The organism is Simkania sp. (genome assembly GCF_965215465.1).
Taxonomy (GTDB): domain Bacteria; phylum Chlamydiota; class Chlamydiia; order Chlamydiales; family Simkaniaceae; genus Simkania.
Genome location: NZ_OZ244056.1, coordinates 1,697,268 through 1,710,057, shown reverse-complemented (window position 1 = coordinate 1,710,057; position 12,790 = coordinate 1,697,268). Strand labels below are relative to the sequence as shown.

At 43.3% G+C, this 12,790-nt stretch carries 9 protein-coding genes; 5 read left to right on the top strand and 4 right to left on the bottom strand.

All coding sequences use genetic code 11. The features are described from left to right. Nucleotides 1–545: 545 nt before the first annotated feature. From ssb to ACOOFG_RS07910, 4 genes are all read left to right on the top strand, one after another. On the top strand, nucleotides 546–1,058 hold the full coding sequence (ssb, locus tag ACOOFG_RS07925; protein ID WP_420420941.1) for a single-stranded DNA-binding protein: 513 nt from the start codon (nucleotides 546–548) through the stop codon (nucleotides 1,056–1,058). Between the two features lie 12 nt (nucleotides 1,059–1,070). Next, entirely contained in the window at nucleotides 1,071–2,546 is a 1,476-nt protein-coding gene (locus tag ACOOFG_RS07920) for a leucyl aminopeptidase (protein ID WP_420420940.1), read from the top strand. 44 nt (nucleotides 2,547–2,590) lie between these two features. After that, nucleotides 2,591–4,162, top strand: coding sequence for a coiled-coil domain-containing protein (locus ACOOFG_RS07915; RefSeq protein WP_420420939.1), 1,572 nt, complete (start codon nucleotides 2,591–2,593; stop codon nucleotides 4,160–4,162). Between the two features lie 91 nt (nucleotides 4,163–4,253). Next, nucleotides 4,254–5,081, top strand: a complete 828-nt coding sequence (locus ACOOFG_RS07910; protein WP_420420938.1) for an RluA family pseudouridine synthase — start codon at nucleotides 4,254–4,256, stop codon at nucleotides 5,079–5,081. Here the strand turns inward: ACOOFG_RS07910 and ACOOFG_RS07905 are convergent. Continuing rightward, a complete protein-coding gene (locus ACOOFG_RS07905) occupies nucleotides 5,078–6,340 on the bottom strand; it encodes a peptide MFS transporter (protein ID WP_420420937.1) in 1,263 nt (420 codons plus the stop codon). The genes ACOOFG_RS07910 and ACOOFG_RS07905 overlap by 4 nt on opposite strands. Before the next feature lie 149 nt (nucleotides 6,341–6,489). Between ACOOFG_RS07905 and waaC the strand changes: the two genes are divergently transcribed. Continuing rightward, nucleotides 6,490–7,530, top strand: a complete 1,041-nt coding sequence (gene waaC, locus ACOOFG_RS07900; RefSeq protein WP_420420936.1) for a lipopolysaccharide heptosyltransferase I — start codon at nucleotides 6,490–6,492, stop codon at nucleotides 7,528–7,530. Here the strand turns inward: waaC and ACOOFG_RS07895 are convergent. Genes ACOOFG_RS07895 through ACOOFG_RS07885 form a run of 3 tightly spaced genes read right to left on the bottom strand, consistent with a single transcriptional unit; the run spans nucleotide 7,520 to nucleotide 12,779 of the window. Then, nucleotides 7,520–8,638 (bottom strand): phosphotransacetylase family protein, encoded by a 1,119-nt coding sequence (locus ACOOFG_RS07895; RefSeq protein WP_420420935.1) that lies wholly within the window; start codon nucleotides 8,636–8,638, stop codon nucleotides 7,520–7,522. The two genes, waaC and ACOOFG_RS07895, sit on opposite strands and share 11 nt — an antisense overlap. Beyond that, entirely contained in the window at nucleotides 8,626–9,096 is a 471-nt protein-coding gene (locus ACOOFG_RS07890) for an NUDIX hydrolase (RefSeq protein WP_420420934.1), read from the bottom strand. Before ACOOFG_RS07890 ends, ACOOFG_RS07895 begins: the two co-directional genes overlap by 13 nt. A gap of 17 nt (nucleotides 9,097–9,113) precedes the next feature. Next, nucleotides 9,114–12,779, bottom strand: coding sequence for a hypothetical protein (locus tag ACOOFG_RS07885; RefSeq protein ID WP_420420933.1), 3,666 nt, complete (start codon nucleotides 12,777–12,779; stop codon nucleotides 9,114–9,116). Between the last annotated feature and the right edge of the window lie 11 nt (nucleotides 12,780–12,790).

Sequence of the window (12,790 nt, the reverse complement as noted above, 5' to 3'; positions counted from 1 at the left end):
TTCGATTTTTTTTGTCCAAATTTTTTTCTAAAAAATTAATTTGCTTTCGTTAATCGGTTAATTAATAAGAGTATTATGAGACTAAAAAGCTTTTTTTTCTGATCGTTTTCTTGGCATATTGGCGACCACTTTTCAGCCAAGAAGAGACACTTTACCTCCAATAGAACTTGTAAAATACATTTGTCATAAATCCAGCTTTTGTGAGAAATGAGGAATCAATAGTTTGTGAATTATTTTGGGGTGTTTTCAGATAGCTCAGATTGCTACCTGACTAAGGTGGGGCTGGTGCTTCTCAAGAAAGTACTTTTTAAGCCTAGGTCTTGGTTGGGAAACCCAGTACTGGTGGGAGCAGCTCGAAATGCAATTTGCCGAGCAGTTTGAACCAGATACTGACTTGACCTTTAGTGGACTAGATGTCGCCAATCCTTTTTGATTTCTAATCCACTAGGAGTAGATTAAATCGCATGCCCAAGAGGAATCTCTTGGGCTTTTTTTTTGCGATCGATATAATGGAATTTCAAGCTTGAATAATGAGGATCTAACATATGAATCAACTCACCATCATGGGACACCTTGGCGCCGACCCAGAAGTGCGCTTCACTTCATCAGGACAAAAAGTGACAACACTGCGTGTTGCTGAAAATCAAAGACGGGGCGGAAAAGATGAAACCCTTTGGTGGCGTATCACGATCTGGGGTGAGCAATTCGACAAAATGGTTTCTTACCTCAAGAAGGGAAGTGCTGTCATCGTGACAGGAGAAATGTCTAAACCTGAAATCTATAACGACCGAGACGGAAAACCTCAAATCTCTCTCAATATGACAGCGCATCACGTTGCCTTCAGTCCTTTTGGTCGCACAGATAAACAGCCACAAGAAGAACCTGCCATGGCTGGACAAGCCAGTGGCATGGGAGCTCAAAGCGGCATGGGTGGATTTGGCGGAGACCAAGGACAGCAGCACCAGCAACAACAAGGTGGTTATGAGCAACCACACATGAGTCAGGGACAAGGCCCTGCATCTTTTAATGAACCTTCTGACGACGAAATTCCATTTTAAGGACAATTGTCGATGAAGTTTTCTGCCGTTTCAACTGCCACAAAAAGGCCCAAAGCTGATCTTGTGATCGTTCCTTTCTTCAAAGGAAAAAAAGAAGCCGCTTTAGCTGCAACTATCACTGACCTTAAGTCGGCGATTGGACCCATCGTGAAAGCTGGAGATTTTACAGGTAAACAAGGTACGACCATGCTTGCGTACCTCTCTGGTAAGAAAGAAAAGCGTCTGCTTTTTCTCGGGCTTGGTGATGAAAAGAAAGCGACGCTTGAAACTTTGCGGCGTAGTTTTGCAGCAGCGATGAAACGGTGCCAGGGAAAAAAGTGGTCTCAAATCAATGTCGTTTTGCCCCAATCAAAAAAATGGCATTTAGATGAGACAACCCGAGCAGTTGCGGAAGGGATGAGCCTCTCTTCTTATGTCTTTGAAGAGTGGAAATCAAAAGAAAATCAAAAGTTATTCCATGTCAAAACATTGACTCTTGTTGGAGCAAAAAATACCAAAGTGACTCAAAAAGTGACAGGTATCCTATCAGGTGTGAATTTTGCGCGAGATCTCATCAACCGCAATGCACTTGATGTCACCCCTCAAACGATTGCGACCGAAGCGCGTCGTCTTGCGAGAAAGCACTCGAATGTGACGACCCATATCTTGGATAAAAAGCATATTGAGAAAGAGAAAATGGGACTTTTTCTTGCAGTAGCCAGTGGTTCTCGCGTCGACCCTGCACTTATCATGGTCGAATATCGCGGTGCACCTCGATCAAATGATGTCACCATGGTTGTCGGAAAGGGGATCACTTTCGATACTGGAGGGCTCAACCTCAAACCCACCAACTTTATTGAAGACCAACGTGCAGACATGAGCGGTGGAGCAGCAGCTCTTGGCATCATCCAAGCCGCCGCTGCAACAAAACTGAAAGCCAATATTGTTGCCATTGTTCCAGCAACTGAAAACGCCATTGATTCCCGCAGCTATAAACCCGGCGATATCTACCGTTCCTATCTTGGCAAAACCGTGGAGATTACCAATACCGATGCCGAGGGACGACTTGTCTTAGCTGATGCCTTAGCTTACGGTCAAAAACGATTCAAACCAACCCGTATCATTGATATGGCAACCTTAACGGGTGCGGTAATCATCGCGCTTGGAAGCGTCCGCGCTGGCCTTTACTCCAATAATGAAAAGCTAGCAAAACTCTGTGAGCAAGCGGGTGATCTGACAGGTGAGCGAGTTTGGCGTATGCCACTTGACGACGATTACATGGCCCTCATGAAATCAGATATTGCTGATCTGCGTAACTCAGGCAAAAAGCGAGCCGCAGGTTCAGTAACAGCTGCGATCTTCTTGCAAGAATTTATCGAGAAGAAGACTCCCTGGATTCACCTTGACATTGCAGGGACGGCCTTTCTCGACAGCCCAGAGCACTATCACCAGACCTTGGCGACAGGGGCAGGAGTCCGTCTTGTAACAACATTGATAGAAAGTCTTTGAAATTGTGAAATAAGCCCGTATTTTGTAAACTCCTCTGCAAAAAAATGGAGGAACGCATGTCTGCGGGCAATATTTCTACGACCACTTGCAACAAAATTGTTCAAGAATATCATTTCGCTATTCCACCCTTAACTGATGAGAAAGCAGAAGCTTTGCTTTCAGATGAAGGTTTGACGTTTGATTCTTTTGGTGAAAAAAAGACACTTCAACTCAAACTGATAGATTCAACCAATGACTTTGTAATTAAGCTATTCTCTCCCAATGCCAGAGAGTTACCCTCATCTCCGAGCTTTGAGGCTTGGCGTTTTCAAAGAGAAGAGTCTGAATCTCCTCAAGTGGCTTATGTTTACCATGTCAAGCGAATTTCCGACTCACAGGTTGATCATCATGAAACTGTGCGTTTTCTCGATAATACTCTAACTACTGGCCAAAAGTCCTATGAATTTGAATGGATTTTAGGTGACTCTGATTCAGATTCCTTTAGAGCTGTAAGTCCTGTTCCTATGGAGAATCACCCAGATGTTGTCAAATACATAGAATCGCCTGAAGAAGTTTCTTTGTTGAAAGCAAATTATAAACGTGTCTTTGCTGGAACATCATGGGAAAAAATGGAGCAATCAGGACTGTTTTTCAAAAATTCAGCAGCCATCTCGATATTTCAGCGTTTAACCCCTGAGCAACAAAAAAGAACAGAAGAAGCTGCCCATCAAATCGCGACTAAAAGCCCAAAATTAATAGATGCATTGATGAAACTGACACCAACATCATTAGTAAGTCATTTTTCTCAAGAGATTTCAAAGAAACCAGCAGTTTATTTCGACCTTTTTGAAAAAATCTTCCCTTCTGTTCTGAGTGCTTACGCAAAGTCCAAAGAAGGTTCAGATCTGCAAAATTTAGAAGAAACTTCTCAAGAGATTGAAAAAGTAATAGGAGAAGGTCTTTTGGGTTTATTTTCAAAACTTTTCATGAACCAGGAAGTGAGAACTTTAATCATCAATATTTTTGCTCATATGGAACAGGAAGAGAGAGAGCGTGTTTTTGAAACTCTGATTGATTTCCTACAGACGTTTCCAGGCATGACTAAGCAACTAATTGCTTTAGATCAATACAGACAAGATTATGTTCAAGGTTTAGGACTTGTTCAACAAATTCTTTCAGAATACAACGTTTATGAGTTGGCTTTGCAGTTTATCCAGCTCATTTCGCCTGCAGCTGAATCAAATCTAACAGAGTTATTACAACGCGGTGCTGTTGCAGCACAGAAGCTCCAAGTACAGCGTGAAAAGTTGGAGTCAGATAAAAAAGTTATCGAAGAAGACAAAGAGAAATATCGTAGTGAAAGAGATGGTCTCGATGAGCTGCGAGCTCAAATAGAAAAAGAAAAAGCTCAACTTGAAACAGACCGCAAATTGCTGAAGAAAGAAAGAGAAAAGGCTTCCTATGAAAATGCCGAAGAGTTCAAAAATCTGGTTTCTCAAAGAACGCAGCTAGAACAAGAAAAAAGCTTTCAGCCACAGAGCTCAAAGTTCAGTTATTGGGCTCTTGGGTCAGGGATTTTGTTGGGCAACTTGATGATGTACGTGATACAAAACTATTTTGCGCAAGAAGAATACTAAAAGCCCCCTTTGCAAGGGCTTTTTGTTGACCTAATTACCCTCTCTTTGCTGAAATTTAGGGATACTTATCCATAAGTGAGCTATACGATTTATGAAATTTCCCATTTCAGCCCGAGATTCAGGGAAAACCATCTTGTCCTTTCTCAAGGAAAAGTTGGAACTCTCTGGCCAAGTCCTTAAACGAGCTGTCGATCAAGGGGCCGTTAGACTGAATGGAGTTGTCGAGCGCTTTTCAAGTGTGAAGCTTGAAAAAGGGGACTTTCTTGAGCTTAACCGCTCGAAGCTCAAGGAGAAACAAGAGTTCACTCTGCCGATTCTCCTTGAAGAAGAAGGATTTCTCATTTGCTCCAAACCATCCGGTCTAGTGACCGATCCGGAGGTTTTCAAAAAACTCTTAGGCCGGTCGGTCTTTCTTGTCCATCGGCTCGACAAAGACACTTCTGGTGTTATTCTAGTTGCGACAAATCAAAAGATGCAAAAAAAGTTGGAAGCTCTATTTAAGAAACGTGAAGTGCGTAAGGTATATGTGGCTCTTGTCAAGGGAGTGATCCGACAAGAATCAGGGACAATTGACAACCGTCTTATGAAGAAAAAGACCTACCAGGGGCAAGCAATTTGGGGAAGCACCAAAAATCCTAAAGGGCTCCGTGCTATCACGCACTGGAAGTGTGTGGGTAAAGGAAAGGGGCGATCGCTGGTTCAGTGTGAGCCGGAAACAGGCCGTACGCATCAGTTGCGAGTCCATTTCAGTGAAATGGGACATACGATTCTGGGCGATCATCATTACGGAAGAGAGGCGAAATTTCCAGCAGAAATAGATCGCCTATGTTTACACGCCTATCGGTTGATTTTTCAACATCCCGTTACAGGGGAAAAAGTCCAAGCGACTGCGCCTATTCCCAAGCTCTTTAAAATTTAGCCTAGAGAGTCGATATGCCGCATGTTGTCGAGCTTTTTTGCAAACAGCACGAGAATGAAGGCTGGGACAAATGAGGTGAAGACGAAAATGTCGAAAAAAGACGACAAGCTGATCTTTGCCATGAGTCCTGCAAGGTACCCACCTAAGTAAAACCCTATTCCTATACATGTGAACCAAACACCTGTGAGCAACCCGCGGTAGCGGTGAGGACTCAGATTAGTCACAAGCGATAGCCCAATGGGTGCGAGGAAGAGTTCTGCTAGAGACATCAGAGCAAATGAAAAGATCAGGTAGTAAGGGCTAATCAAGGCATCATGCGCACCATGTGGGATATGTTGCGCGGCGCGCTGCATGACGAGAAAGCAAAGGCCCATGAAGAATAGGCTAAGAGCTGTTTTCATAGGAGGGCTAGCTGGTGACCGGATCCTTCTGAGGAATAGGTAGAGCTTTGCTAGTGGAAAAGCGAAGAGGATGAGGAAAAAGGTTTCTGCTGAAGTGAACCATGGGGTTGGAATTTCAAATCCCCCGAAGTGACGGTCGGTATATTTGAGGGCGAACAGGGTCATCGAAGAGCCACCTTGGTTGTACGCCATCCAAAAAACAATGGAGATGCAAGTCATAATGAGAATGACAATGATTCGCTCAATTTCGTGCTTTTTGAGCTTAAAGTGGTGAGGATCTTCTTTTTTTGAGACAAAATAATGTGAAGGCACGTGGGTTGATTTCAGTTTTTTCAAGGCAAACTTATAGGGAATGAGTCCAATAAGTTGAACGATAGCAGTCAGGTAGAAAACCCATCGCCAATCGACGGTTTGTAGATATCCGAGAACAATCATTGCGATGAAAACTCCAATATTGACCGAAGAATAGTAAATCGAAAAGCCTCCCTCCCGCAAGTGCTGTTTGTTGCTGTAAACTGAACCCAGTAAAGAATAAATGGCTGGGGTGAAGAGTCCTCCTCCAAATGCGATGAAGGCTAGAGCAGGCAAGATGAATATGGGGCTCAAAGTTGCTAAAAGGAAACACCCGATCGTCGTGAGAATCATTCCTAAGAAGATGGGACTTTTATAATTCCATTTATCTGCAATGAATCCACCCAAAACAGGAAGGATAAAGGCAATTCCTGTATAAGCTCCAAAAATATGAGTGGCTCGAGGCGTGTCATATTGAAAGTGCTTCACTAAGAAAAGAACAAGGAGGTTTCCTATCCCCCAATAAGCGAATCGCTGACACATTTCTGTCAGAGCCAGGAGGTACATAACTCGTGGGTGTTTATTAGAAAAAATTACATCTTTGTGCGGCATTCTTTGTCGACCCCTAGGTACTTGAATAAGAAACAATTTGAATATTAACCAGTTTAAGTCGATTTGGGCTATAATTTTCTTAAAAAACTTTTGGTGTTTTGTAGATGAAAATCTTGATTGTCAAAACTTCGGCATTAGGAGACGTGATTCAATGTTTTCCTGCGCTTGATTTTTTGAAAAGCCTTTTGCCCGATGCTGAAATAGATTGGGTGGTTGAAAAGCCCTTTGCAGAGCTGCTCAAGGCTCATCCCTATGTGCATCACGTTTACGAAGTTGAGACAAAAAAATGGAAACACTCACCTCTGCGAGTGCAACATTGGAAAGCTGCTTACTCCGCTTTTAAAAAGCTTCGAGAAAAACCCTATGATCTCGCGATTGACTTTCAAGGGAATCTTAAATCGGGACTGATGATCGGTTCGACAAAAAGTCGCGAAAAGGTTGGCTACAGTCGCGCTACAGCTCCAGAGTGGCCCAATAGTTTCTTTATTTCAAGGAAGGTTGAGGTGGATCGATCCATGCCAATTGCGAAGCAGTATTTGACTCTTGCGGCTGCATCATTTCCCGATCGGCCAGTTATGGGGAGCTCATACGTTAAACTTCGTGTCACAGAAGATGAACACGAGTGGATCGAAGAGCAGCTCTGCCATGGGAAGAAAATGATGATCTGCCCAGGCTCGAATTGGGAAAATAAGAAACTTTCAAGAGAGACCTGGGAAGCTTTTTTGCAAAAAATCGCCAAAGAGTATGATCCGACCTTTTATTTTGTTTGGGGAACCCCAGTGGAGAAAAGAGAAGTGGAAGACTTAAAGCGAGTTGTTCCTGGCGTTGTCTTGCCTCGCATGTCTCTTCCTGTTTGGCAACAAATGATGGATTGTATGGAAGTTGTCCTTTCTGTTGATTCAAGTGCTCTCCATCTTGCTGCCACGACAAAGGCACGGACTTATAGTTTTTTTGGTCCCTCGTCTCCGCAGGTGTATAAACCTGAGGGGAAGCAGCATGGCTATTTTCAAGGAAGTTGCCCTTATGGACAGTCTTTTACCAAGCGTTGCCCAAAGTTAAGGAGTTGCTCGAGTGGGGCATGTTTGAAAAGTGCGTTTGCTGATGATATGTATGACGCATTTTCAAAATGGTATTCTACAAATTAACAGCGTTTGATAGTTTGTCGAAGTCGATATGTCTTTCGACAAGATCAACGGCTTCTTGGACCTTTTCTTTGTCTTCTTTTCGGATTTTAACAGTATAAGAGGTGATCATCTCCATCGCTTTGTAACTGCTGACTGGGGCGTAAAGCATCGGGATATTGGCTTTCTTTAGTGCTTCGACGATTGTTTGTCTTGGGGGTGTTCCCCCAGTTAAGATAATTCCTGCTTCTAAATCTTCAAGAGGGTTGGCTATTTTGACATCCCAATGTTTCGTAAGAGTGGCTAAGATGATGTCTTCGCGATTGGCTGGGGTGATGATCAGTTGATTGGGCAAAATGAGTTCTCGAAAGTTTTTAAGAGACGTTGCAACGAGCCTTGTGTGTCTAAAATGACGGAGTAGATGCTCTTCACCAGAAAGGAGGGTAGCGCCAAAAAGCGATTCAAAGTCTTTCATCGAGGGTTTACTCAAAAATGGGTCGAAGGGAATACAACCCAGGATTGGGATGTCCCAACGACTTAGCGCCTTTTCCATGTAACTTAAAACCATGTCACGCTTGTCATTGTGCACTCGGTTTAAAATGATCCCAGCAACGGGAACTTGATATGCATCGCAAAGGGCCTTATTCACAGCAATCGCATCAAAAGAAGAGCCTAGACCTCCCGAAGCGATAATAATTAAGGGGAGATTGAGTTCTGACGCCACACGGGCATTGCTAAAGTTGACAATCGATCCTACGCCAACATGTCCTGTTCCTTCAACAACAAGACATTTGTTTTGAGTTTTGATCGCTTCAAATGAAGTGGCAATTTTCTCTTGCATGGAACTTTCTTCGATCTTTCCATCGAGATAGTCCCGAGTAAATCCGCGAGGAAACAACACTGGGCTCATTAAAGAGTAATCATCTTGCAATTTGAAGTGGTCTTTGAAAAGAAGCACATCTTTATCCACTCGGATACCCGTTTCTGTTTCGACATGTTCTTGTCCGATTGGCTTGAGAAACCCTACCTGTTTGTGCCTTTTGATAAGGCCTGCCATGAGCCCTAGACATGTTGTGGTTTTCCCAACGTGTTGCCCAGTTGCTGCAACGAAAAATCCATTTACTTTTGACATGCTTGATGCTCCATAATGGCCTGAATGACTTCTTGCGTTTCGGCAAAAATTTCTTCATCGCTGCTTAATGCTTGCACTTCTTCAAAGGTAAACCACCTCAAAGGATGATCGGGGGTCGGTCTGATTTGGCTATTGGGCAAGGGTCGAGCAAGATAAATGAGGTCGATATGTTGATGAGCTGCTTGATCTTTATAGGGAGGAATTTCTTCTAAAAGGCAGAGAAAAGGGCGATGAAAGCTATTTGCATTCCATTTTTCGATCCAGACATGTTCATCCGAAATCAGTTCGACTAAAAGGCCTGTTTCTTCTTCAACTTCACGCAAAGCAGCTTCGACAGGCGCTTCATTTTCTTCGACATGCCCCCCTGGTGGCAACCATTTGCTCAGTTTGGGATGCATCAAGAGAAGTACTTGATTGTCTTGAAGAATGTAAACTGAGGTGACGAAGTGTTTTTGCATGGTATTCTTATAAGGGATTAGTCAGAATAGCGCAAGTCGGGTTTGACCCCATTTCCTTCGAGAAGTGGTACGAGGACAACTTGATTAAGCACAGACTCAATAACGGCAGAGTTTTTTGGAAGAGAGAGCACTCCTGTTGCGAAAGTACCGATCTGTTTTGTTAAAGCGTCTTCAACTTTTACGGCTACAACAGGGCCGCTTTTTTCTCCAATCGTTTGAAGGACTGCACGCACTTTCCCAATCACTCCTTGGCTTTCCTGACGGCTTTTTTCCTGTTCAACTGCTTGCATCGAATGGAAGTAGATTTTTTGCGATAGAAGGTCCCGACTAAAATCGTTTAGGGCTCTTTCACATGCATCATAAGCTGTATTGTCCCGCATTAATTCACGCAGGGTTCCAGAAAGCTTTTGGAGATTGGGAAGCAGAACTTTATTTGCAAAATATTGCATGCGCCGCGTTTGAGCAATCGGCTCTTCGTCAAGAGCTAGATGCTTCCTCTCTAGCTCATTCATAAATGCGCGGAAATCGCGTTGGATTTCGATAAGAAGAGCTTCTCGTTTTCCAGGCGTGGTTTTAAATGTTTCAATCTTTTGGCGCATTCCTGAAACGAAATTCGTCCGTTCAGGTCCATAGAAAGTTCTTTCCATCCATGCGAGATATTCAACAGGCGCACGTCGATTTGTAGCTTTTTCGGTTACAACTTGATCTACAACACGGTGCACACTCTTGTCGATAATCCGTTGCAGGGTCTCTCGAATGGCGAGTTCTTGCTTGTAGCATTTATTTTTGATCCCGTCTTTGATGATTTGGTCAGACAGCCCTCCATGGTCAGCTCGAAGTTGTTCTCGATCTTCCTCTGTTAAAATGCTTGCTTGAGTTGTTAAGCTGGCAGTGATAGCCCGAATGAAGTTTAGTAGAAAGTCATTCATGCGCTCTTCGTTAAAAAGCGACTGAATCAAAGTGATGAGCAGGTTGACAAGTGTCTCGGAAAGGTTGTCGTTGAGAAGACCACGAATGACTTCTCGGGTATGCTCATCTACGAAGGGAATATCATCTTTCCGCGGGTTGCGAATTTCTTCTTTTGTGAGATTGTGGCGTAATTCGACGAGCTCGAGCAAGTTTTTGATCATTTCTTTGATTGTTTCCCGTGTCGTACTGGATTCTTTTTCTGCTTGCAAACTTCCAGAACTTTCTTCGTCGATGGCATTTTCAATGAGGCGGAACTGCTTTAATATCATTTCGTCAAAAACAGGGATGTATTGACGGTTGTAAACATTATGACTGAGAGATTTAAAGAGACGATTTGGCAAGTCGTACGAAACGAGGACTTTTTTTGCACCCCACTGGACCAAGAGGTTAATGAAGTAGTCCAAAATCAGACATATATAGTAAAAAATCTCGACAGCCATATGGGGAAAGGCCATGATCGCGGATTTGAAAATATGAGCCATTTTGTTAAGGAAGTGATCTTCGTGGAGTGCAAAGAACGGGGCGTTGACATTTGCATTGATATTTTGACGAAGCATGACGGGAATTTCGTGAATGTGGGAAATGTTGACAAACAGGTCAACAGCTAAAAGTCCCGACTTCATCAAAAGCTCTTCTTGTTCAAAGTTGGCATTCAACTTGGGGTTTTTCAAGATCTTTTTGAGCCCTTCATCACGGGTCGTGGATCCGTATTTTTCGCATGTCACATCATCTGCCCAAGACTTCATGGCAGCTAAATTGGCATTAAAGCAACGGGTAAGCTTTTCAAAAGGAGAAATATGAATTTTTCCAAGCGGTTCTTTCGATGGCAATTGGATGTAGTGTTGGATGAAATGGAGGCCAGACTTTGTTGTACGATTTGCAAAAAGGCGGATGGGGGCGTAGAGCAAAAACATGAGGAATTTAGCGAGCCATTTTGCAAAAATGCTCACTTCCTCAAGTTGGCTGATTTCTCCAGCGAGGAGCTTAAAAAAGGTGCGTGTCTTTTCTGTGGGTTTTTCTTGGACTTGTTCAATTAGGCGGTTGTAAATTTCTTTTGATTGGTTTTCAGGAATCCGACAGATGTAGGTCATGACGAGATTATAAGTGGCGTAATAACTCATCATTTCGGCAAGGCCATTTCGAGAACTTTCAAGTTCCTCTTCAAAGTTGATTTCTGGAGCGACCTGAAGTGCGCGAAGATCTTCATCGAATTTGGTTTTAACAGCTTGCAAATCTTTCAGGGGGCTCACAACACCACCATTTGCGGCAAGTTCTTGGCTCATTGGGCCATGTTCAATTTCTCGTTTGAGTAAGCGAATGGCTTCATCATACTTTTTTTGGATCACGGCTTCGTTGATACGGTCAAGTACTTCTAAACTCGCCGTATTGTTTCCAGATTTGTTAGTGTGGATCCATCCTTTTGAAAAGCTGACCCATGCGATAAGGGTGTGAGACAACTGTAGAAGCACTTCTTCTTTAGCTTCACTAGGTGGAATGTGTTGAAAGTAGAGGAGGACGCGGTCAACATTGTCTGCGAGCTCTTTGATACTTGTACACTCTCGATGCTCCATGATGCGGTCAAAATAGTGCTTCATCAAGAGGATTTCATCGTACTGGATAAATGCTTCCCAAATGATATCCTCATCTTGATTCATCAAGTCTTGAGCTAGATGCATTTGACTCCACCTAATTTGCTCTGCTTTTCCTTCGATGCGTCTCACGCGTAGGTGTCGACTTCTGCGGGCACTTTCGTAGAGCAGTAGGAAAAAGTCTTCATCTTTTCTTGGAGTGAATTTTGCAATGCGTAGTCTTAAGTAGCTAGAAATCTGATTTTTCAGCGTTTCTAAACTCTCCTTGCTTCCCGAGTGGAGAGCTTTGGCTCCTAATTTGGTTGAAATGTATTCTTTGATACTGGCGAAGTCACGTTCATCTTCTGTCACTGCACCAAACATTTTGCTGTAACAACCTAGGTGCTCCAATGTGCGCTTGAGTTGATCTTCGCGATCATCGAGAACAATATAATCAGCGTTGTTCATGAAACATCCAATTAGGTGACGCAGCTCATGTAAGGGATGGTGACGAAAGGAGAGAGGCTGAGGAACGTCTCCATTTCCTCCGAGCTTTTGGAAAGCATGCTCAACTTCACGCGTTCCACGCGATGAGGAAAAAGAAATCACCTTTGCTAAGATCCCTTGGATTTTTGCGAGTTGCTGGTCTAATGCGCGATCGGCCGGAGGAATCCGGCGCTTAATCTCTTCAATACTTGGCTGGGGATTTCTAAGTGTGGGATTCACAAAGTTTAGAAGAACTAGGTTCAACTCTTTAAGTGGGTTGATGACAGCAGCAAAATTTGAAGGGCTTCCAAGCACTTTTTCCTGTTCTGCATCTGTAAGATCTAAAATCGCTTTTAGAGCGAGGTGCGTTTTATTTGCATGAGTGTGGACAGTCGGTAAACTTTTGTCGATGTTGAGTTTAAGATCATCAAGAGCTTTTCGAAGTTTAAAGACAAGAGCATCTTCTTCTTTATCAATGTTTGAAACAATACTAGCCGCATGGGTGACTTCCCCAATGGCATCGCAAAATGACTGGAATTTAGTGGGGGAATGATTATAGCAAAAACGACCGATTGGACTCAGGACATAATTTCCAAACGGAGCAAGCGTGCAATTATATATTGTTCCGGGGAGTTTGGTAAGGGGTTTGGGAATACTCATACTGCTCCAAA